Genomic DNA, 21,735 nt, shown 5'->3' with positions numbered 1-21,735 from the left:
CGGCCGCGACCCTGGCAGCCGGTCTCCGCTAGGCGTAAAATCGTCCTTCCCTCCGAAAGATGCATGAGAAATCTGCATAACAAGGTGATCCCCAAAAACCGCATGCCGTTCGCCGCCGAGCGACCTCAAAAATCGGTCCCCGCACCGGAAAAGGGTAAAGCCTCCTGACGCTCGTCCCTTTTGCCCGCCGGGAAGACCGCTGCGGGTTCCGCGATCGGCAGGGGAATGCGGAGACTGAAGGTCGAGCCGGAACCGGGCGCGCTGACCAGGGCGACATCCCCCCCCATCAGTTTACAGAAGCGCCGGGTGATCGCCAGCCCCAGCCCAGTCCCTTCGAATTTGCGCGTGAGGCTGCCGTCGGCTTGGCGGAATTCCTCGAAAATCAGCTCCTGCTGTTCGGCCGAGATGCCGATGCCGGTATCGATGACGTCGATCTTCAGCAGCGCCGGGTCGAGCCGGCCGACCAGGGTAACCTGGCCGTTTTGGGTAAATTTGCCGGCGTTGCTGAGCAGGTTGAGCAGACACTGCAACAGCTTCTCGCGATCGATGCGCACCTCTTGCGTCTCCCCCTCAAGGCGTGATTCAAGGCGGTTGCCCTGCTGCAACATGAGCGGCCGCACGGTTTCCAGGGCCTCTTCGACAACGAGATGGAGTCGCACCGGTTGCAGGTTCAACTCCATGCGTCCGGCCTCGACTTTGGCCAGATCGAGAATATTGTTGATCTGCGCCAGCAGCCGCCGGGCGTTGTGCACGATGCGATTGAGATCGGCGACACTGGCGTCGCGCCCTTCGAGCTCCAGATCTTCGCGGGCGAGGTCAGCGTAGCCGATGATCGCCTGCAAGGGGGTACGCAGTTCATGACTCATATTGGCGAGAAATTCGGACTTGTGGCGATTGGCGGTCAGCGCCGCGTCCCGCGCCTCGACCAGTTCCCGGGTGCGGATCGCCACCTCGGTCCGCAACTGCTCCCGGTGATTGCGCAGCCGCCGGTCGCGCTCTTCGAGGCTGCTCATCATCAGATTGAACGCCTCGGCCATGTGCATGATCTCCTTGGGGCCCCGCACCTGGGCATAGACATGGGCCCCCTCCTGCTTGGCCTCTTCCATGATCCGGCTGAGGCGATAAAGGGGCCGGATCATGCGCTTGATGCCGAGATTCATCACCAGCAGCAGGCCGAGGGCGAAGGTGCAGCCGATACTGATGTTGCCCCAGAAGATATGGGTCTGCAGGGCACGCAAGGCCCGCTTGCTCATCCACACCCCGGCGTAGCCGAGCAGTTCCCGGCCCTGGGAGAGGGCGTTGGGATTGAAAAGCTCCGCCCCTTCATCCCCGGCGGCCGCCAGGTCGCCACTGTAGACCGGCGCCACGAAGAGCCACTCGTCCGCCGTTTCCCGCACCAGCTCCGGCTTGAGCAGAAGTTCCGAGTCGGGGGGAACGAACTCGGTCTCCTCGTCGCCACCCAGCACAAAGAGCGGCTTCCCCTGGGGATCAAGAATCCCGGCCTGACGGACATCGGGAAAACCGAGCATGGCCCGCAAGGGGCGCAGAGCATTCTCCTCGCTGCGATAGAGCAGGGCCAAAAGGCTCTGATCGGCCAGGGTGCCGGTGATCTGCAGACCTTGGGCGACGAGCAGGGCCCGGGTGCGGTTGCTGGTCACCCAAGCGGTGGTCATGGCCGCGGTCAGGGCCAGGGCAAAAATGCCGAGGCCGACAAGCCCCAGCAGCTTGCCCCGAAATCCGACCTGTGAAAGACGCTGTAGAATCATACCCTACCCATGCGAAACCCCATCCTCCAAGGCCCTGCCCTCTCCCGCTCAGGGGAAGGTCAGGTGAAAGCGATCTTTCTGCTCGGCCCGGAAATTCAACCCGAGATGGGCCGCCGTGCGCAGATTGACCGCCGTCTCCAGTTCCCGGCTCGGCGTAAGGTCGGCCCCGTGTCCGGCACGGATACCTTCAGCCAGGGTGCCCAACTGCCGACCAAGACGATGGTTGTCGGGATATTGGGAAAAAAGCACGCCCTGTTTGGCATGCCCGGGCTTGCTCGAAAAGAGAACGAATTCCTTCTTCCAGGCGGCTTCGAGGAGCATCGGCAAAACCGCCCGATCATTGGCGCTGACCGAATCCATGGTCAGCCAGACGGCATCTCTTTCGCCCAGGCTCTTTTCGACCAGATCCCGATACGTGGTCACCGCCGCGCGCAGGTCGGCGGCGGGTCGGGCGTGCAGTTCGAGCCCCTGGGCGCGCGCCGCGCCCCGCGCCCGCTCCACCAGCCAGGCGCTCTCTTCGGGCTGATAAACGACAAAAACCCGGCGGGTGCCGGGAACCAACTCTTTCAGGGTGGCGAAAAGGATCAGGGGATCGGCGGCCAGGCTGATGCCCGGCAGCCCGTTGGGGGCGAGGAGCACCGCGCCGACGACGACCGGCAGCTTCCCCTTGAGCACCTCGGCCATCTGGAAACCGCGGCTACCCAGGGCGATGACGGCGTCGGGCCGACGGGCGTCAAGCCATTTCTCGATGTGGACGGAATCGAAATTTTCCGGCAGGGGGTAGGGAAGAATCTGCCGCTCTCCCTGGGATTCAATGCCGCGAATGATGGTACTGAAGACGGAGAGGTAGGGTTCGCGCACCTCGGGATAAAGGACCGCGATACGTGAAGCTCCCCAGGCGTCGGCCGGCGGCGTCAGCCACGGCAGGAGCGTGAGCAGAAGAAGAAGGGGAAGAATAAAAAGGCGGGATTTGTTTTCACACACGGGGACACCCGATCGCGGTCAGGGCGAGGTTGCCGTAAAACGAGGGGACAACATGGGGCATCCGTTGCGCCGCCGGCAGCGGCCGATCAATCGGTGGTCCAGCGCCACCAGGCCGGAAGCATCCCCTGGTGGGCGCTGCGCACCTCTTCCCGCAGGCGGGTGCGGGCATCGGTCAGATCGAGAATCTTCTGTCGGGCCTGTTGCCGCGCCGCCAGATCGTCCCCGGCCAGGGCGGTCTTGAACTCCTCCTTGGCGGCCTCGCGCTGCTCATCGATGCGCTCTGCCTCTTCCCGCCAGAATTCGTCCATGGCCAACGGATCGCCAACAGCTGAGACGGTGCCGTCAGCCGAGGTCGCGACGGTCTCCGCAGCCGGTATCCCGGCGGAACCTTCAGCCGAACCGTCACGCTCCGCCAGCGCAACATCCCCTTCCCGGGGCGCCTCGACCACGGCGGCGGCAAGCTTTTCTCTGGGCGCAAAGGTGATGCGCTTGATCGCTATCCGGGCACGCGGATCTTCCTCGGGCAGCGGCGAAATATAGCGAACGCCGTCCCGGGGCACCCGGTGGGTCGACCCATCAATATCGAGCCGGATCAGCCCCTTATCGACCTTATCCAGCCAGTAATCCCGGGCGTACAGCGTTTCTCCGGATTTAAGCAGCACCTGGTAATCGGCCGTCGCCGGCGTAGCGACCCCAAGCAGCAGCAAGCAAATGCCGAAAATCGCTTTCCCGCTAAACGCCGAAAAATCTCGGCGCCCATTTTGTCGAAAATGTCCCCCCATAGCCATCACTCAGATATCATCCCCTCAGGGCGCGATCTTCCGACATTCCATGTAAAAGCGCTTTTCGTCCGCATCCCCCATGGAGAAGGTCTTGCGCGGCAACGCCCCGTCGAGAATGATGCTCTTGAAAAATTCGCGCTTGCAGATCGCCGGCAGATAGAAACCGACGTTGCCCGGACGCTTACCGAGGGCGGTGACGCTCCCCTCGCCGTGGATATAATCGATGCGGCTGTTCGGTTGCCCGGTCAGGGCCTCGTCGAGAAAGCCCTGCAGGGTAGCCACTTCCAGATGGGACGGCGGCCGGTCGATCACCAGCAGACCGCATCGGTCGCCGGCGATAAAGGGCAGAAGCTGACGGTCGTCTGCCTCCAGGCGTCGGCTCTTCTCCGGCAGGGCATCCAGGTCGTTACAGAATTCGCAGGAGAATCCGGCGCCGTGCTGCCGGTAGTAGGTCTCGGCCTGGTGCAGCAGGCGGTCAAAATCGACATTGAAGAGCACCCGGTGGATCGCCTCGAACTCCAGCCCCGGATCGTGAACGTTGACCAGTTCGACCAGGGCAAAACGAGCCGGGTGATCCATGATCGCTTCCTGGTCAGACGCCTCGCTTTTGATTTTTTCCCAGATCGCCTTGGCGGTGGCGAAGGAGTGGTTGCCGTCCCCCATGGCGTAAAGGAGCACCGGCCGGTCTTCGACCTGATAGCGCTCGGCGAAGCGACGCGGATCGGCCAGACGTTCCAGGGCCTGCCCGACCCGGGCGATGACGGCCGGATCGGCCACCCGCCGGCCGCGCAGATGGCCGCCGCCCAGCATCAAGGGGAAATCGTAGGCCAAGGGCAGTTCGAACTCCGCCAAGGGCTCGATGACGGTCATCTCGGGATCGTCGATCAGCACCATGATGTGCGGCAGCTCGATGGGCGCCTTCTCCCGCACCCGGATACGGGGGGGGAGGCGATCGAGGATCGTCCCCTCGGTGGCGCGGATCAGCGAGGTCGAACCGGGCCGGTAGTCGTAGGCTTCGAGGTCGAGTGCAACCATCAGCCCCATGCGCGCCGCGCCTGTCTCTGTCTGCCGTTCGACGAGCATGAACCCCGGCGGCTGGGCTTCGAGAATCCCTTCGGCGAGATAGCGTTCCATCGTCTCGTTGATGGCGTCGATGCGCGCGGCACTCTCTGCCTCGTCGAGATAGACCTCGGGGAAGATCAGGTGGAGGGTCGAGGGATGGCCTTCGGCCAGGCGCTCGACTTCATGCCAGTATTCGGGCTGCGAGGTATATTGGTCGCAGGCGATCACCGCCCACCGGGTCGGATCGATATCGGCCCGGGGGAGAAGTAGGGTCGGCACCTGAAGGGCAAGGGCGGCAAAGGGCATCGGCGACATCCTTGACGAAAACGAAAGCAAAAGAAGAGACGACGGAAGTCCTATAGTTAGCACATCCGCCGTGCGTTTGAAAGCCGGAATCGGCGCCGGCGTCCGCCATCAAAGGATCTCGGGATAGTGCCCGGGCTCGGGCGGCGGCACGCTTTGCATGGCGCATTCGCCGGCCAGGGCGGCGAGCAGGGTTTCGGCATCTTGCCGTCGCGAACAGGGAAAGGCGATTTCGACCAGCGCCTGCCGGGGATCGAGGGTGCGGACGAAGGCCAGACCATCGTAACTTTCGAGGATAAAGCGCAGATAGCCGATTTCGGCCCGAGGCAGTAAGAAGTGGCGTTTTTCGAAGATTTCCATAGACTTATGATCCCTCTTCCGGCACCGCCGGCAAAGCCCTTCGCCCGCGAATTTTCCTTGACGAACAGGGGCGCCGGCCGTTATTCTCAATGAAGATTTTTTAGCGAGATTAAAATGATCGTTGCCGTTCCCAAGGAAATCAAAACCCACGAATACCGGGTCGGATTGACCCCGGCGGGGGCGCGCGCCCTGGTCGAGGACAGTCACCGGGTACTGGTTCAGATCGGTGCCGGAACCGGCGCCGGGATCGAGGACGCCGACTACGAGGCGGCCGGCGCCGAACTGACGGCCGACGCCGCAGAACTCTATGCCGCCGCCGAGATGGTCGTCAAGGTCAAAGAACCTCTCCCCGCCGAGTATCCCCTGCTGCGCCCCAAGCAACTACTTTTTACCTATCTGCATCTCGCTCCCGACCCGAAATTGACCCAAGCCCTTCTGGAGCGGGAAGTGACCGGCGTCGCCTACGAGACGGTGGAGTTGGCCGACGGCTTTCTCCCCCTGCTCCATCCCATGAGCGAGGTAGCCGGGCGCATGTCCGTCCAGATCGGCGCGCACCTGCTGCAGCGGGAACAGGGGGGCAAGGGACAACTGCTCGGCGGCGTTCCCGGCGTACGGTCGGCCCGGGTGGTTATTCTCGGCGCCGGCACCGTCGGCGGCAACGCCCTGCGCATCGCCGTCGGTATGGGCGCCGATGTGCGCATCATCGATATCGACAGCCGGCGCCTCGCTGCCCTCGACGACCATTACGGCAACCGTATTCAGACCTTGATGAGCAACTCCCAGACCATCGAAGAGGAGGTACGCGGCGCCGACCTGGTCATCGGCGCGGTGCTCGTCGCCGGAGCCCGGGCGCCGATTCTGGTGCGCCGCTCCCTCGTTGCCGCCATGACCGCCGGCAGCGTGATCGTCGATGTGGCCGTCGATCAGGGCGGTTGTGTCGAAACCATCCACCCCACCACCCACGATCAGCCGAGCTATGCGGTGGACGGGGTCATCCATTACGGCGTGGCCAATATGCCGGGAGCGGTGAGCCGCACCAGCACCTTCGCCCTGACCAACGCGACCCTCCCCTACGTGCGCCGCATCGCCGGACAAGGCCTGGCCGAAGCGGCCAAGGCGGATGCAGCCCTGCACAAAGGGATAAACACTCTTGGCGGCAAACTGTGCAGCCGACCCGTAGCCGAAGCCCAGGGGCTGAACTGGAGCCCCTGCCCCCTTTAGCAGATTGTTGAAAAACTCTCTCTCCAAGGCTGATAAAAAATGCCCAGATGCAAGGCGGACGAAATCCTGAGGAATAAGGCGTACCTGAAAGGTACGTCGTTGACGAGGGATGAGGACAACGCCGCAGATGGGAGTTTTTCATCAGCCTGTTAACCGCCGCAACGACAAGTTCCTCGCACTATCTTCTTTTCAGCCAGTAACCCTCCTCCAGAGTCGGCTGATTCCCCGAAAAGAAGATATTTCCGCGACCCCCGGGTTCCCCGCCCGGGGTTTTTTTTCGCTTTCCCTCCCTCGGCAAGCGCCAGCGCACCGTGCCAACAATGACACAGTATGCCTTCGACTAAAGCGGTAATCCTGGGGCGGGAAGACCGCTTCTTGTGCATGGTGAGCCAGAATGACACAGAGATGCCCTAAAATGGCACACACTTCCCAGAATGACACACCTGAAAGTTTTCCAGCACACCTCAAAAAAACGACAAAAAAAGTAATAAACATTTAGTTTTATTGTGTTTTAATTTTTAATCTTGTCGCATTGCGCGATCTGGCAAGGCTCTTGCTATAGCGTATACAGCCAGCACAGTGGCACACTATGAACCCCTTCGACCCATCACCATACGACACACAGAGCCAGAAAAGGAGCCCAGCCATGGGAAGAGCCGTTAACCAACCGAAAAAATACATCGTCTCCTGCCGGATCAACGGCAACGAAATGGAGACCCTGAACAAGATCGCCCAGGAAGCGGGCACCAATATCAGCGACCTGCTGCGCCAGAGCATTTTCCGTCTGGAACAGGATCTGCGCGCCGGCCTCTGAACCCGTCTCTCCGTCCGGCGCCCCAGCCCATCCCTCGGGGCGCCGGCCCCCTTCCCCACCCCCTCCACACAGCCTTTTCCCTTGACTTATCCGGCGGTTTTGCTAGTCTGCGAGACTTGATTTTTCCCTCCCGGAGGCCTTTCCATGGACTATAAAGACACTCTCAATCTGCCCGTCACCGAGTTCCCCATGCGTGCCAATCTACCCCAGCGGGAACCGGAAATTCTCAAGCAATGGGAAACCATGGCGCTCTATCGGCTGCTTGATACGGCCGGACGGGGGCGTCCCAGCTTCATTCTCCATGACGGCCCCCCCTACGCCAACGGCCATACCCATATTGGCCACGCCCTGAATAAAATCCTCAAGGACATCATCCTCAAGAGCCGCCGCATGGAGGGCTTTTATGTGCCCTATGTGCCGGGCTGGGACTGCCACGGCCTGCCCATCGAGCTGATGGTCGACAAGCAGTTGGGCTCGAAGAAGCGGGAGATGAGCAAGGCCGAGATCCGTCGGGAATGCCGCACCTACGCCAAGAAGTGGGTGGACATCCAGAGCGAAGAGTTCCAGCGCCTCGGCGTCCTCGGTGACTGGGCGCATCCCTACCTGACCATGACCGCCGACTACGAAGCGGCCACCGCCCGGGAACTGGCCCGTTTCGCCGAGCGCGGCGGGCTCTACAAGGGGAAAAAACCGGTACACTGGTGCTCCTCCTGCGTCACCGCCCTGGCCGAGGCCGAGGTGGAATACGCCGATCACAGCTCCCCCTCCATCTACGTCAAGTTTCCCTACACCGACGCACTGCCGGACTCCCTTGCGGCCTTGGCCGGGAGAAAGCTCGCCTTCGTCATCTGGACCACTACCCCCTGGACCATCCCCGCCAACCTCGGCGTCAGCCTTAACCCCGCCCTGCCCTACGTCGCGGTGGAAACGGGCGGCGAGGTGCTGATCATGGCCGAGGGGCTCTACGCCGGGGTGCTTAAAACCCTGGGCATCAGCGACTACCAGGTGCTGGCCACCTTCGATCCCACCCCCTTCGACGGCAAGAACTGCCGCCATCCCTTCTATGACCGGCCCTCGCTGCTCATGCTCGGCGACCACGTCACCCTCGAAGCGGGGACCGGTTGCGTTCATACCGCCCCCGGCCACGGCCAGGACGACTATCAGATCGGCCTGAAATACGGCCTCGACATCTACAATCCGGTGGACGACTACGGACGCTACCGCGAGGAGCTGGAATTCTTCGGCGGCATGAAGCTCGACGAGGCCAACAAGGCGGTCAACGCCAAGCTGGCGGAAGTCGGTGCGCTGCTCGCCGAGGGCAAGGTCTCGCACAGCTATCCCCACTGCTGGCGCTGCAAGAAGCCGATCATCTTCCGCGCCACCGAGCAGTGGTTCATCTCCATGGAGACCAATGACCTGCGCAGCAAGGCCCTGGCCCACATCAACCAGGTGGAATGGATTCCCCGCTGGGGCCGGGAGCGCATCTTTGGGATGATCGAGAACCGTCCCGACTGGTGCGTCAGCCGCCAGCGCACCTGGGGAGTGCCGATCACCGTCTTCTACTGCGAAAAGTGCGGCGAGGCCCTGGCCGACGGCAAGGTCATGCACCATGTCGCCGATCTCTTCAACGAAACGGGGAGCGACCTCTGGTACGAGAAGGAAGCGAAAGAGCTGCTTCCGGCCGGAACGTCTTGCCCGGCCTGCGGCCACGACAGTTTCAGCAAGGAGATGGACATTCTCGATGTCTGGTTCGATTCGGGAGTGTCCCACGCCGCTGTACTGGAACAGCGCCCCGAACTGAAATCCCCCGCCGATCTCTATCTGGAGGGGAGCGACCAGCATCGCGGCTGGTTCCATTCGAGCCTGCTCGCCGCCGTCGGCACCCGTGACATCGCCCCCTACAAGGCGGTGCTGACCCACGGCTTCGTCGTCGACGGCAACGGCAAGAAGATGTCCAAATCCCAGGGGAACGTCGTTGCTCCGGAAGAAGTCATCAAGAAGTTCGGCGCCGAAATCCTGCGCCTGTGGGTCGCCGCCCAGGACTACCGGGACGATATCCGCATCAGCCCGGAGATTCTCCAGCGCCTCTCCGACGCCTACCGGCGCATCCGCAACACCGCCCGCTACATCCTTGGCAACCTGCACGGCTTTGACCCGACAGCCGATGCGGTGGCCGACGGCGAACTGCTGGAAATCGACCGCTGGGCCCTCTCAAGGCTGGAGCGGCTGGTGGGCCGGGTGGAGAAGTCCTACGACGACTACGAATTCCACATCCTCTATCACGCCGTGCATAACTTCTGCAGCGTCGACATGAGCGCCTTCTATCTTGACGTACTCAAGGACCGTCTCTACACCGCCCCGGCCAAGAGTCTGGCGCGGCGCAGCGGCCAGACCGCCATGTACCGCATCCTCGACGCCCTCACCCGGCTGATCGCGCCGGTTCTTTCCTTCACCGCCGACGAAATCTGGCGGGAACTCCCCGGCAAACGCGAAGAGAGTGTGCATCTGGCGAGTTTCCCCCGCTTCGAAACGAGTCTGCTCGACGCCGATCTCGAAGCGCGCTACGAAAAGCTGCTGGCGGTGCGCTCCGATGTCTCCAAGGCTTTGGAAACGGCCCGGACCGACAAGCGCATCGGCCACTCCCTCGACGCCCGCGTTCTGGTCGCGGCTCCCGCCGGCGAATGGCGCGATCTGCTCGAAAGCTATAGCGACGAACTGGCCACCCTCTTCATCGTCTCCCAGGCGGAACTGGTCGATAATCTCCCCGACGACGCCGCCGGCGGCGGCGGCGAGGTGCCCGGCCTCAAGGTTCGGGTGGAGAAAGCCCAGGGTGAAAAGTGCGAACGCTGCTGGAACTACGCCGTCACTGTCGGCACCCTCAGCGAACATCCGACCATCTGCCAGCGCTGCCTGGAAGCATTAAAGTAAGGCTGAAGGGGTTTAGGCTGAAGACTGAAGGCAAACATCTCCTTCGGTCTTCAGCCTTCAGCCTTCAGTCTTTCCCCCCGGAGTCTCCCCGTGCCTTTCCGTTATCGTCTGTTGCTCATCGTCTCTCTGGTGGTACTGGTTGTCGACCAGTTGACCAAATTCTATATCGATCACCGCTTCGCCCTGTATGAATCGGTGACCGTCTTCGAGAATTTCTTCCACATCACCTATGTCCGCAACAAAGGGGCGGCCTTTGGCATTCTCGCCGATAACGCCTTCCGGGTGCCCTTCTTCATCACCGTCGCCACCCTCGCGGCGGTCGGCATTCTCTGGTATCTGCGGCGTATTTCCGACGAGCAGCGCCTGCATATCTGGGCCATGGCCCTGGTTTTTTCCGGCGCCGTCGGCAATCTTATTGACCGGGTGCGCCTCGGCGAGGTCATCGACTTTCTCGATGTCCACTGGTACCGGCACCATTGGCCAGCCTTCAACGTCGCCGACTCGGCCATCAGCGTCGGCGTCGCCCTGCTGCTGATCGACATGTGGCGGGAAGAACGGGCAAAGAAAAAAACGAGCGCCTGAGTCATCGGTCCAACCCCACAAAAAAAAGCCGTCCCGAACAGGGGCGGCTTTTTTCGTCGGCGGAAAAAGGTTTCAGAGTCAGAACATCTGACTGTTGATGCGGGCCAGCAAGGAACGGGCGGGCTGAAATTCGGGATCGATATTGAGGGCGCTTTCGCAGTCGGCGTGAGCCTGGGTGTAGAGGTGCATGGCATAGCAGGTCTGCGCCCGCCCCCAGTAGCCGTCGACCTGGTTGGGATTGATTGCCAGGGAGCGGTCGTAATCAGCCAGGGATTTATCGAGGGCGTGAATCACCCGGAAGGCCAACGCCCGGTTGTTGTAGCAACGCACGTTGCTTTCGTCAAAAAAGATCGCCCGGGAAAAATCGCGGATGGACTGGAGATAATCGGCGATGCCGAAGTAGGCCATGCCCCGGTGGTTATAGATCAGGGAGCGCACCGGCTCGCTGAGCTTGAGTCGCAGAATCCGGCTGTAAAAGGTGATCGCCCCCTCCATATCCCCCTGCCCGTGGGCGTTGTGGGCCTCCAGCATCAGCTTGTCGAGACGGCGCTGTCCGGTCAGGGACGCCAGCTCCGTCGGCGGTTCGAATTTCTGGCGGAAATGGGGCGGCAACGTCCCATTGGCACAAGCGTTGAGTTGCTCGCGACGACAGCGGTCCTGTTCACGGAGTTCCTGCTGATAATCACGGATTTCCTGAAAAATCAGATCGGAAAGGGTCAGATTGGCGTTGAGAGCGGCGAGCTTGCGTTTGATCAGCTCGTTGGGCAAGGTGATGTCCGATTTGTAGATCAGTTCGTGTTCGACCTCGGCCCAGGCATCCTGCAGAATCGTGCGCAACTGGATCTCGCAAATCTTTTCGCAGCCAGGCAGCACCTCGACGAAGTCTTCCGACGCCACGGGAATCAGCAGATGCAACGAGACGTAGCCGAACTCGCGAAAAGAGTTGCGCGCCCCCTTGTGTTCGATTTCCACCACTGGGAAATGTTCGGCCAGAATCGCCTCGATGGTTTCCACATCCTCCAGAAAAGGGCAAACGATGCGGATGCCGAGCAGATCGGTGAGCATCGCCTGCTCTCCCTCCTTACGGAAAAGCTTCAGGAGTTTTTCGAAATAGCCGTCGAAACGTTTGACCCGGGATTTGATGGCCGGACTCTGCCCGCTCTCCTCCAGCAGCAGACGGATTTTCCGCACCAGATCCTGAAGCACCGCCTGATGCATCGGCCGTAGCCGCTCATAAATCGCCTTGTACTCGTTGCGTTCGGCGATTCCCCAAGAGGGGCCCGGCCGCGCCGCTGTCAATGTCATATCCATTCCCGTCCTTCCTTAAGCCCGATTCTTCGCGAGACCGAAGTCGTGTGCCCTGAGCGTAGCCGCAGGGCCGGTCAGGGGCCCGCGACTCTCGCCAAGGGGGTCTCATCGTGAAAAACAAAGAGGTTGCGCCCCTCTTGCTTGGCCCGGAACATGGCATCGTCCGCGCGTTTGATGAGCGTATCGGCATCCGCCCCGTCACGAGGGAAGATGCTGATGCCAATACTGGTGGTGACCGTCAGGGTCTGGTCGCCGAGGGGGAGAGGCTGAGCGAGACCGGCGAGAACCTTCCCGGCCAGATGTTCGACGTCGGTGGTCTCCGTCACATCCTCCATCAGAATAATGAATTCGTCCCCGCCGAAACGGGCCACGGTATCGGCGTCGCGAACCAGACCAGTCAGGCGCTGGGCCACCGCCCGCAAGACCTCGTCCCCGCCCTCATGACCATGGGTGTCATTGATCGCCTTGAAACGATCGAGATCGAAAAAGAGGAGCGCCAATAACGCGCCGGAACGTCGGGCGCGACTCATGGCATGGTGCAGGCGATCGGCAAAGAGCAAGCGGTTGGGCAGGCCGGTGAGGTTGTCATGATGAGCCAGATGCTTGAAGCGCTCTTCGTTTTCCGCCAGACGCAGTTCGGCCAGTTTCCGTTCGGTAATGTCCTGAACCATCCCCACGGCATACTCGGGCCGACCTTCCTCGTCGAGCAACCAGGCCACGGTGACCGCCCCCCAAATATCCCGGCCGCTACGATGGACAAAACGCTTGTCGTAGGCGAAAAAGTCTCTCTTCCCCTGGCGAACCTCTTCGTAGAGGGTTCGGGTCACCGCCAGATCTTCGGGATGGGTGACGTCCTCGACGCTCTTGTGGAGGATCTCTTCGGCAGAGTAACCAAGAAAACGGCAATAGGCGGGATTGACCTGAAGAAAATGTCCTTCGGGGCTGAGGGTTGCGATACCGACGCCGGAAAGCTCGAAGATCGCCCGAAAGCGCGCTTCGCTTTCACGCATCGCCTGGGTCGCACGCATGGTGCGGATGGCCAGAGCGTACATGGAGGCCAGACGCTCCAGCAGTTCCAGATCCTTGGCGTGATAATCCCGCTCCGCGTTGGCCAGGGCGATGATGCCGAGCAAGCGGCCGTCGGCCAGGGCCGGAACACCGACGAAACGGCGGATTGCCACATGCCCTCCGGGAATGCCGGTGGAGCGGTAATCAGTCGTGGGGTCGTTGCAGAGAATCGGCTGCCGTTCTTTGAGAATCCAGCCCCAGAGTCCATGAAAGCTGTGAAAGACGAATTTCTTATCGGGGACCTGGCAGGCCTCCCAGATATCGCGGGTCATGGTCGGGCAGACCATGGCGCCGCTGCGGGGGTCAATGAAACCGACAAAACCGTGAGGACTGTCGGTCAAAGATTTGGCCTCTTCGAGAATGACATGGGTAATTTCGTCAAGAGCCGAAGAATGGAGCAGTAATCGGCTGAGTTCGGCGACCGCGCGGTTGACCTTGAGTTCCCATTGCAGATCATTTTGGGCCTGCCGCCGCTCATCGATCTCGGTTTCGAGTTGATGATTTTTTTGAGAAATTTCCCGTAAGCCTCGCCGAACCTGCACGCGGCTGAAGACGGTGACAACAACGAGCAGCGCCAGTCCTCCGCCCATGACCCGCAGGGCGGTCGGCAACCACTCCGGCAAAATAGAGCGCTTTTCGCCACCGACCCAGCGCGCCAGGGCCTGCTGATAAATGGAATCCTCCGACTGTTTCCACTCGCGAAGAGAGGCATCAAACGCCCGCACCAGGGCCGGGTCACCTTTTTTAGCAAAGGCGACCCGTATCGAAACGGGACTGAGCAACACTGAGGTCTTGCGCAGATGAGCCAGATCGTCGCCGGCGAGTCCTTCCAGGCGACCGAGCAGACCGGCGTCGGCGTGACCGTCGCGCACCGCCCGCAATACGCCGGGAAAATCGTCGCACTCGACAAAGCTCAGGCGCAGGGCGAACTTCTCGGCGGTGCGCAGCAGTCCCTGGGGCCCGTCGTAGTGGATATTTTTTTTGACCACCGCTACCCGTTTGCCGTCGAGATCGAGAATCGTTTCGATCCCCGCCCCCTCCGGAGCAACGATCTGCCCCCAGGAGGCAAAGACCGTCTCTTCGCCAAAGGCGAAATGTTCGGCCCGTTCCGCCGAAAAAGCGACCGTCGGTACCAGGTCGAGACTGCCTACTTCGAGCCGGCGCAGGCTTTCCGCCAGACTGCCCGGGAGATAGGTCAGCTCCCAGCCTTCCCGCCGCGCCACCTCCTCCAGCAACTCAGCGAAAAGCCCTTTCGCCTTTCCGTCCGTATCGTAACCGAGCAGAGGCATGTTCTGATAGACGCCGACCCGCAAGGGGGTCGCCGCGAAGGCGCAGGCGCACCCACCCCACAAGAACAACGCCACCACCAACGCCCAGAAATTCCGTTTTCCCATCCGCTTCACATCCTCAAGCCACTAGATTCGTAACGAGTTTTCGCAGGCCGATTCGTTCAATCTAGCAAAATTCAGTCCAGATTCCTATAGCCTCGCTAAAATTCCCCTTCTCCCCACCTCAACAAAAGAGTCGCCTTGCGCCGGGAGAAGATATTTCAAGATTCTGCAAAAAATCGGGAGGGATTTTTTCAGAGAAGTGGAATCCAGGTGGGATGCGCATGCGCCGGAGATTACGATTGACCGACCTGCCGAAGCAGGTCGGTCGCGTAGGTGCTTTCAGTAGGATTTGCGGAAGAGGGTTTTGTGACAATGAGGGCAGGGAGGAATTCGGGCGGTCGACTTGAGATGCATCTCCTTGCCGCAGTCTTTACAGGTCAGGGTGCCGGGGCTGGTGACCTCGCCGGTTTTGAATTCGAGCCCCTGTTCCGATTTTTCCGCCAACTCGTTCAAAAGATCGGCGGCGCTGGTGAGAAGGCGGGACAGGCCGCTCTGCATCCCGGCGACAACCCGTCTCGGCTCGACCGCCTCCAGCACCGAATCCCGTGCCTGCTGCGCCTTCTTGCCGACGGCGGAAAGATCCCGTCGCAGAAACTCGCCGATTCGCTCGGCCTGCTCCCGGGTGTATTCGCCGCCGGCCGCTATTTCTTCCCCGGCCTTTTTCAGGGCCTCATCCAAGGTCTTGCGCCCATCTTCCAAAATTTCCGCAGCGCGAGCGGCCAGCTTCTGGTACAACCCGACATCTTCATGCTCTTCTTCCGGCGTGCGTTTCTCATCGGTCATGGGCAGACTCCTTCGGAATGGGGGGATGAATAGCAGTGCAATTTTAATCAGTGTAGCAAGTCCACCAAAAGTCTCAATCCCCATGCGGAGGAGAACGACGAAACGCCAGACGCAAAAAGGCCGGACGACCACTGTTGGCGTCCGGCCCGGAAGTGCGGGAGATGAAGAGGAGGGGAGTTTCAGACCTTGAAGTGGTCGAGGGATTCTTTGAGCGCGGCCGCGGCCTCCCGCGCCTTCTCCAGTTGGTTCGATGAGAGCGCCGATTCGAGCACTTCATGCCGCCGGCGAAGCTCAACGACCTGCCGGCGCAGGGCCAGCACGGTTTCATCGACATGTCCGGCAAAATCCTGCAAGGTGTCGTTATCCCGCAGCTTGATCCGCGTCGCTAGATTTCCCTCAGACACCTTGGCTAGATCGGTTTCGATGCGATAGAGGGGACCGGCAACCTTTTGCGGCAAAAAGAGCGCCAGTAAAGCGCCCCCGATGAGGCTCACCAGACTGCCGGCGAAAACCACAGGGAGCAGCAGATCGCTGACCCGGCGCAGCTTGACATGGGCATCGAAGAAAGACCCGACAACCTCCTGGCGTGCATAAAAATAGAGAACCAAGGCCGCCACCACCGCGCTCAACACCACGGCCAGAAGGACCTGCTTGAGCAGCCAGCTTTGAAATTCCCGTTTCACGGCAAGGTTGAGCTTCTTGCGATCCTTATAGGTCTTGCTTCGTTCCATGCGGCCCTCGAAAAAATAAAGGTAAATGACGATACTCTTACGCCGGAATCAATAATCCGTATGACATCCGAGACAGAGATCCTTCTTCCCGGACTTTACCAGGCGATATTCAAAATCCCCGCCATGGGGTACATGGCAGGTCATGCAGCTGATGCGCCCATCGGGAAGCAAGGAATATTCTTTGGGAATGACCATGCCGGGCTTGGGGAAAACGTTGACCGGATGGGAGTAGCCCTGTTTCAGATAGGCGTGGCAGCTGTCACAGGCGTGAATATTGGTATCAAGTTCGCTTTTGAGCACCGGATGGGACCGACTTTCCTCCCCGGGAGCGCCCGCGACGGCCGTCACGACCCGTTCCGGAGTCTCTTCGGGAATCCCCAAGGCAAGCGTCACCGGTTGATTGGCTTCGAAAATCGCGAGATACCGGTCGCCCTGTCGGTAAAGCTGAGGCGTCACCTCTACTGGCCCGGCGCTCCTGGAATTCCGCTCGTGCCGGGGGGTATCCTGAATGAAGGTTGCACTGGTGGAAAATTCGAGGATATCCGAATTGGAAAGGTTGCCGGAAACATCCCGGGAAGTTACCTTAAATCGATAGGTCCGGTTTTTATCAAGACCGGTCAACAATATTTCGTGCTCACGAGTCAGTTTCCCATCGGCTTTGGTCGAATCGGGGGCGGAGACTCCGTAACCGACGAGAGAATCGGAAAACTCATCCGTGTTCCAGGCGATGGTGGCGGTCGTGGAAATTCCTCGGCGTACATCGCTTACCCGCACATCGGTGATCGCCGGTCCACGCCCGTCATTCTCCATCGCCGAAAGACTTCCTAGGGGGGGCAGAGGGAGTTCAAGCAAGCCGGTTCGATTATTGCCGTCTCCGGCCTTGTAGACCAGTTTCTTGCCCAGGGCCTCAGGGGAAAGCAAAACCCAATGCTGTGCCGCGACCCCCTGGACGTCGCGAAGCCATTGGACCTTTTGCGGCGGCGGCTCATGGGCCGTATCGATCTCCCGGCGGGTGGGCACGGAAACCGTCTGCCCCGAGACATGACAAGCGGAACACTGTTTTTTCAGAAAAGGCATATGGACATAGCGCTTGCCCATGCCGTGATCGAGAACCTGACGATGACAGTCGTCACATGACGAATCCGAAGCCCAAGCCCCCTGCGGAGGGGAACCGCTTACCAGCAGCAGCCCGACCATAAAAAGTATCAACTGTACGCGCATCGTGCCTCTCAGGGTCAATAAACCGTAACACCCGGGGGCATCAGCCTTAGCTCTCAGCCGAAGTCAACCATCCCCCCCCGCAACGTCTTTTCCCACGGCAGACTAAACCCAATGAGTTCTTGGGTCAAGAACTTCGCCATTGCCACGGTTACCGTCGCACCAATGAAAAAGGCCGGGCCCTGGAGGGCCCGGCCAGGTGCTTCCGAGTTAAGCGGCTGGTCGAAGATTAGTCCTTGGTGGTGTGGCAGACGAAACAGCCGACATTGCCGGAAGTCCCGTTGGCGGCCACCATCAGATGACCATCTTCATTGTATTTCCAGCGCAGCAGGTCGTCAAAAGGCGAACCATGGGCGCGGTGGCAGGAAATACAGGTAACAACGGCGTCACCGGCACCAACCAGAACCGAGGATTTCACGGCGCTGACGTCTTCGCTGGCCACGGGAGCAACGACACTGTAGCTCTTGTCGCCGTTATAGAGGGCGTATTCGGTGTTGGGCAGGTCGTTCATGTCGAGATCGGTGGGATGACGCAACCAAGGAGCGCCCCAGGTCGTGCCGTCGGCACCCAGCGTACCTTCGCCGCTATGGAAATCCCCATGACACTCGGCGCAAAGGTAGCTGATGGTTTTGGTGTTGGTGGCGGTATCGGCAGTGCGGGCTTCGCCATGATACTGGTTATGCTTGGTCGCGGTCGGCTGAAATTCCCACTCGGGATCCTCGTAACCGATAATGCCCTTGAGGAAACGATAGCTCTTGGCGACGGTGGAACCATCGAGTTCGCTGTCGTCGCCATGATGGCCGCCTTTGACGGCGGTGAAGTCGTCGGTGGCGGTATGGTCGCCGTGGCAACCGGTAACGCCGGCGCAGGTCAGCTGATTATTCCAGGTTTCGGCGCCGCCATTGATCTGGCCGTTAACACTGAAGTTGGGATCCCAACCCGGGGGCTGGTAGCCGAGTTTGCCGTCTTGTCCGGCGACGCTGACGACGTTGTGTCCTTTGGCGTCGGCGGCCATCCCTGCGTCATCAACCCAGTAGAAGGAACCACCGGCCAGGGTGTCGCCGCTGACTCCGTAATCACCGTAGGTCTGGGCGTTGATCCGGGGGGTCTTACCGGGGGCGGTCAGGAAGTTGTCCCAGGTGCCGTTGACGATATCCACATCGCCGTGGCAACCGTAGCAACTGGCGGCGCGAACCAGCGCCGGAGCGGGACCGTCGGTGCCGTCGACCATCATCGAGGCACCATCCTGGCTGTTGTGCATGGTGTGGCAGTTGACGCAGGCGCCGGAAGCGGCGGCCAGAACGTTACCGGCGCAGAAGAGCACCAGGGCGGTCGCGGCCAGCAGGGTCAGCAGTTTGAATTTTCCTCCGTTCATCTTCTTTCTCCCTTTGTTGGTGTTCATTTGCTGCTCAAAAACTCAGTTGGGTGAAGCTTCTAGTCCTTTGCGGTGTGGCAGACGTAACAACCGCATTCGTCGTTGGCCGTTCCGGCATCGCAGGTATCGTAATCCCAGCGCAGCATGTCCGGATAAGGCGAACCGTGGGGCCGGTGGCAGGAGATACAGGTAACGATATCGCTCCCCGGCGTTACTGTGTCGGAAGTTTCCATACCGGCCGTCAGGGTCTGTTTGGCGGCGGGAGCCAGGGGATTGTAGGTGGTGTAGGCGGCGTATTCCCCTTCGTTGGGAATGAGCACGTCGGAAGGATGGCGGATCCAGACACCGGAGAAATCGCCCTGCTCGCTGTTCATGGCGTGGTGGAAATTGCTGTGACAGCCGGCGCACATCTGCCCGACGGTTTCCTTGGCCAGGATCGGATAGGCAGAATAATTTTCATCTACCCCGGCATAGACGTTGTGCTTGGTTGAGGAAACGGTTTGTTCCCAGTCGGGGTCTTCAATCCCCCTCACCCCTTTGAACAGCGCGGGGTCTTGTTTCTCCGGCGGGTAACCACCGAACACCTGCGTCATGACGTCGCCCAGAAACCGGTAGGAACCGCCCTGGGATGTCACCACCGCATCCGAGTCATCGGCATGATGGGCCGGCATGTGACAGCCTTCGCAACCGCTCCCCTCTACAGCCAAGGTCGAATGACAGGGTTGGCAGAGCCCCTCATTGGCATAACCGCCATCCCCGGGGGCCTTACTGAGTGTGGCATCCCGCGCGGAGATGCCGTAAACGTTGTGCCCCTTGTTGTCTTCGCCGTTGCCGACCCAATGGAAGTTACCACCGGCCAGCATCGACGTCGGCGTACCCTGTTCCAGGTTGGGAGCGGTCTTGGTATAGACGATGGGAATGCGGGTGCCGTCACCGAGATCGACGATGGTTTCCGCATCGCTCGAATGGCAACCGACACAATCGGTGTTGATCAGGGCGGGAAGGGTCGTATCGACGACACTGACGCCATCCTGACTGTTGTGCATGGTATGACAGTTGACGCAGGCACCACCGACCCGGGCCCAGACGGTCACACCCGTCATGAGAATCAGCAGTGCAACAAAACCGCCGATTCTCAGCGACCGAAGCGTGCGGCTCCGGCCATCCAATGTGATGAACTTCCTCATTTAGCCTCCTGTTCCCTGTTCATTTAACCGGGACATTCCCGATGTTCCGCGCGGACCGGTATCCATGGCAGGCGGCCCGCCTGTTCGGCAATCGAAGTGGCAGCTTCGTTCCGACGCCACCTATCGGCAGCCTTAACTCCCTTTATCTATTCGTTCACCCCCTTTCCGACAACCCGAAAACGATTAGATGGAACCGACGCCCGGCCCATGGAACTCGTTTTTCGAGCATTGGCAGCAGATTGTTCCGCCGTGGGTCGCGTTTTTTTCGAGGGGGAGGAAAAGGAATGAATTTTCCCCGGCGTGGCAACCGGGGGCGAATCCGCCCTTTCCGATGCCAAGCCCCCTCCGCACCGTGTAGAACGTTTCACCTTCTACCCCTTTTTATAATCCTGACTAATGTTTCTTGTCAATCCCTATGTTCCGGGAAAGGAAAAAACTCTCGACATCAATCGAGAACGGCGACAAAAAAGGGAGCCCCCCCGAGCATGATTTCGCCGATGATCCTCTCACTGGACAGATCCAGCACGCTCAGGCTGTGGACCTCACGATGGGCGATATAGAGCTGCCGTCGGCGCTCCGAGGCCGCCATGACAAAGGGCGAGGCGTCCAGGGGAATGCGCCTGGCGGTCGCATTCTGTCCGGCGTGAAAAACCGAGAGTGCGGCATCTTTCTGGTTGCTGACAAAAACCTTGTTGTCGAATCCGAGCAGATAGACCGGCTCCCACCCCACAGTAATACGGGAGAGTTGCCGACCGCTGCGATAGTCGAAGGCGGAAACCGAACTGCTACCGCGCTCCGCTACATAAAACTGGTCATGGTAAAAGAGCATGCCGTCGGCTTCCAAGCCGGCGGGGATTTCCCGCAGCAAGGCCAGGCTGTCGCCGTTGAGGAGATAGACCCGCTGGGCGGTGGGGGAACTGACCGCCAACCAGGAGCGCCCGTCGGCGACAAAATAGTGTAGCCGTTCCGGACGGAAACCGACGATTTCCTGAGCCGCGACGACCCCGCTTTCGAGATCGACCTTGAGCACCCGATTGGTGGCGGGATCGCTCACATAGGCACTGGACCCATCTGTGGAAAGACAGAGATTGCGGGGGTTGACGGTAATCGACAGGGGAATCCGCTCAAGGTACTGGGTATTGGCGCTGCTGAAGACATGAATGGCCCGATCCCCTGTGCTCAGGACATACAAGCGCCGCCTGCGGCTGTCGACCGCCAGTTCCCCGAGGGGCCCCGGTAGGCCCAGCGCCGCAGTGACAAAGTTGGTATCCGTGCGCAGCAGATACAGGGTGTTGATGTCGTCACAGACGACATAGGCCAGATCCTGTCCCAGCGGAAGCTCTTGCCCATGAGCGGAAAAGCGGGGCACAAAAGGGGCTTCCCCGAGCTGGGACGGCTGCAGCTGCCAGTCGACAAAGAGGCAAGTACTGCCCGACCCGTTCAAGGTCAACGGTCGGGACAAAGGGAGTTCCACGGCCTGATCGGAAACCTGCGGCCCCCCCTGTCCGCCGACGCGAACCTCTTTCACATTGAAACGCAAGCGCCGGCACTCGCCGACGGGAAAAGCGCCAACCCCAAGGAGCAACTGCCGCCCTTCAAGTTTTCGCCGTTGCAGCCGTTGCGCCTCGGCCGGAAGGTCGATCCAGACATCCCCAATGAGAAGAGCGAGGCCCTCGATCGTCAACTCGATCTTTTCCGTAGAAACTCCAGTGGTGGACAGATAGAGCGAAACCAGGGACTGGTCCGCCGTCACACGGGGGGCCGTGCGCCCCACCGCTGTGCCACCGGCGCATCCGCTGAGCAGAAAACCAAAAAGCAGCAGGCAAAGAAAGGTCGAAAATCCGGGTTTAAAGAACATATCCTGCGCCTCGC

Annotated in this window: 17 protein-coding genes; 4 read left to right on the top strand and 13 right to left on the bottom strand. The window is 60.6% G+C overall.

The window, feature by feature from the left end:
* Positions 1–125: 125 nt before the first annotated feature.
* From BQ4888_RS11395 to BQ4888_RS11375, 5 genes are all read right to left on the bottom strand, one after another.
* On the bottom strand, positions 126–1,766 hold the full coding sequence (locus tag BQ4888_RS11395; protein WP_092057379.1) for a sensor histidine kinase: 1,641 nt from the start codon (positions 1,764–1,766) through the stop codon (positions 126–128).
* 48 nt (positions 1,767–1,814) lie between these two features.
* Positions 1,815–2,750: an ABC transporter substrate binding protein gene (locus tag BQ4888_RS11390; RefSeq protein WP_092057378.1), complete on the bottom strand. Its 936-nt coding sequence runs from the start codon at positions 2,748–2,750 to the stop codon at positions 1,815–1,817.
* Between the two features lie 86 nt (positions 2,751–2,836).
* Complete coding sequence (locus tag BQ4888_RS11385) at positions 2,837–3,457, bottom strand: hypothetical protein (protein ID WP_140396646.1); 621 nt, start codon at positions 3,455–3,457, stop codon at positions 2,837–2,839.
* 99 nt (positions 3,458–3,556) lie between these two features.
* Positions 3,557–4,900, bottom strand: coding sequence for a DUF1015 domain-containing protein (locus tag BQ4888_RS11380; protein ID WP_092057376.1), 1,344 nt, complete (start codon positions 4,898–4,900; stop codon positions 3,557–3,559).
* Positions 4,901–5,008: 108 nt separating this feature from the next.
* Positions 5,009–5,257, bottom strand: a complete 249-nt coding sequence (locus BQ4888_RS11375; RefSeq protein ID WP_092057375.1) for a DUF4911 domain-containing protein — start codon at positions 5,255–5,257, stop codon at positions 5,009–5,011.
* A 114-nt stretch (positions 5,258–5,371) separates the two neighbouring features.
* Between BQ4888_RS11375 and ald the strand changes: the two genes are divergently transcribed.
* The 4 genes from ald to lspA all read left to right on the top strand — a co-directional run bounded on the left by ald (position 5,372) and on the right by lspA (position 10,802).
* On the top strand, positions 5,372–6,478 hold the full coding sequence (gene ald, locus BQ4888_RS11370; protein WP_092057374.1) for an alanine dehydrogenase: 1,107 nt from the start codon (positions 5,372–5,374) through the stop codon (positions 6,476–6,478).
* A gap of 646 nt (positions 6,479–7,124) precedes the next feature.
* A complete protein-coding gene (locus BQ4888_RS11365) occupies positions 7,125–7,292 on the top strand; it encodes a hydrogen-dependent growth transcriptional repressor (protein ID WP_092057373.1) in 168 nt (55 codons plus the stop codon).
* Positions 7,293–7,436: 144 nt separating this feature from the next.
* Positions 7,437–10,220: an isoleucine--tRNA ligase gene (gene ileS / locus BQ4888_RS11360; RefSeq protein ID WP_092057372.1), complete on the top strand. Its 2,784-nt coding sequence runs from the start codon at positions 7,437–7,439 to the stop codon at positions 10,218–10,220.
* Between the two features lie 90 nt (positions 10,221–10,310).
* The gene (gene lspA, locus BQ4888_RS11355; RefSeq protein ID WP_092057371.1) at positions 10,311–10,802 is read left to right on the top strand and encodes a signal peptidase II; all 492 of its coding nucleotides are present in this window, start codon (positions 10,311–10,313) and stop codon (positions 10,800–10,802) included.
* A 78-nt stretch (positions 10,803–10,880) separates the two neighbouring features.
* On the opposite strand, the gene BQ4888_RS11350 is transcribed toward lspA, so the two are convergent.
* The 8 genes from BQ4888_RS11350 to BQ4888_RS11315 form a co-directional block, all read right to left on the bottom strand.
* On the bottom strand, positions 10,881–12,113 hold the full coding sequence (locus tag BQ4888_RS11350) for a RelA/SpoT-related domain-containing protein (RefSeq protein ID WP_092057370.1): 1,233 nt from the start codon (positions 12,111–12,113) through the stop codon (positions 10,881–10,883).
* A 71-nt stretch (positions 12,114–12,184) separates the two neighbouring features.
* Positions 12,185–14,572 carry a diguanylate cyclase domain-containing protein gene (locus tag BQ4888_RS11345; protein ID WP_092057369.1) on the bottom strand — a complete coding sequence of 796 codons (2,388 nt, stop codon included), beginning with the start codon at positions 14,570–14,572 and terminating at the stop codon, positions 12,185–12,187.
* Between the two features lie 276 nt (positions 14,573–14,848).
* Positions 14,849–15,352, bottom strand: coding sequence for a zinc ribbon-containing protein (locus tag BQ4888_RS11340; RefSeq protein ID WP_170232838.1), 504 nt, complete (start codon positions 15,350–15,352; stop codon positions 14,849–14,851).
* A 179-nt stretch (positions 15,353–15,531) separates the two neighbouring features.
* The gene (locus BQ4888_RS11335; RefSeq protein WP_092057367.1) at positions 15,532–16,083 is read right to left on the bottom strand and encodes a methyl-accepting chemotaxis protein; all 552 of its coding nucleotides are present in this window, start codon (positions 16,081–16,083) and stop codon (positions 15,532–15,534) included.
* A gap of 48 nt (positions 16,084–16,131) precedes the next feature.
* Complete coding sequence (locus tag BQ4888_RS11330) at positions 16,132–17,304, bottom strand: cytochrome c3 family protein (RefSeq protein WP_092057366.1); 1,173 nt, start codon at positions 17,302–17,304, stop codon at positions 16,132–16,134.
* A gap of 226 nt (positions 17,305–17,530) precedes the next feature.
* On the bottom strand, positions 17,531–18,676 hold the full coding sequence (locus BQ4888_RS11325) for a cytochrome c3 family protein (protein ID WP_170232837.1): 1,146 nt from the start codon (positions 18,674–18,676) through the stop codon (positions 17,531–17,533).
* 59 nt (positions 18,677–18,735) lie between these two features.
* Entirely contained in the window at positions 18,736–19,863 is a 1,128-nt protein-coding gene (locus BQ4888_RS11320; protein ID WP_092057364.1) for a cytochrome c3 family protein, read from the bottom strand.
* A gap of 445 nt (positions 19,864–20,308) precedes the next feature.
* Complete coding sequence (locus BQ4888_RS11315; RefSeq protein WP_092057363.1) at positions 20,309–21,721, bottom strand: YncE family protein; 1,413 nt, start codon at positions 21,719–21,721, stop codon at positions 20,309–20,311.
* Positions 21,722–21,735: the final 14 nt, after the last annotated feature.

The sequence above is a fragment of the Desulfuromonas acetexigens genome (assembly GCF_900111775.1).
In the GTDB taxonomy this organism is placed as follows: Bacteria; Desulfobacterota; Desulfuromonadia; order Desulfuromonadales; family Trichloromonadaceae; genus Trichloromonas; species Trichloromonas acetexigens.
The sequence above is the reverse complement of the archived record's forward strand: the minus strand, read 5'-3'. Positions and strand labels throughout refer to the sequence as shown.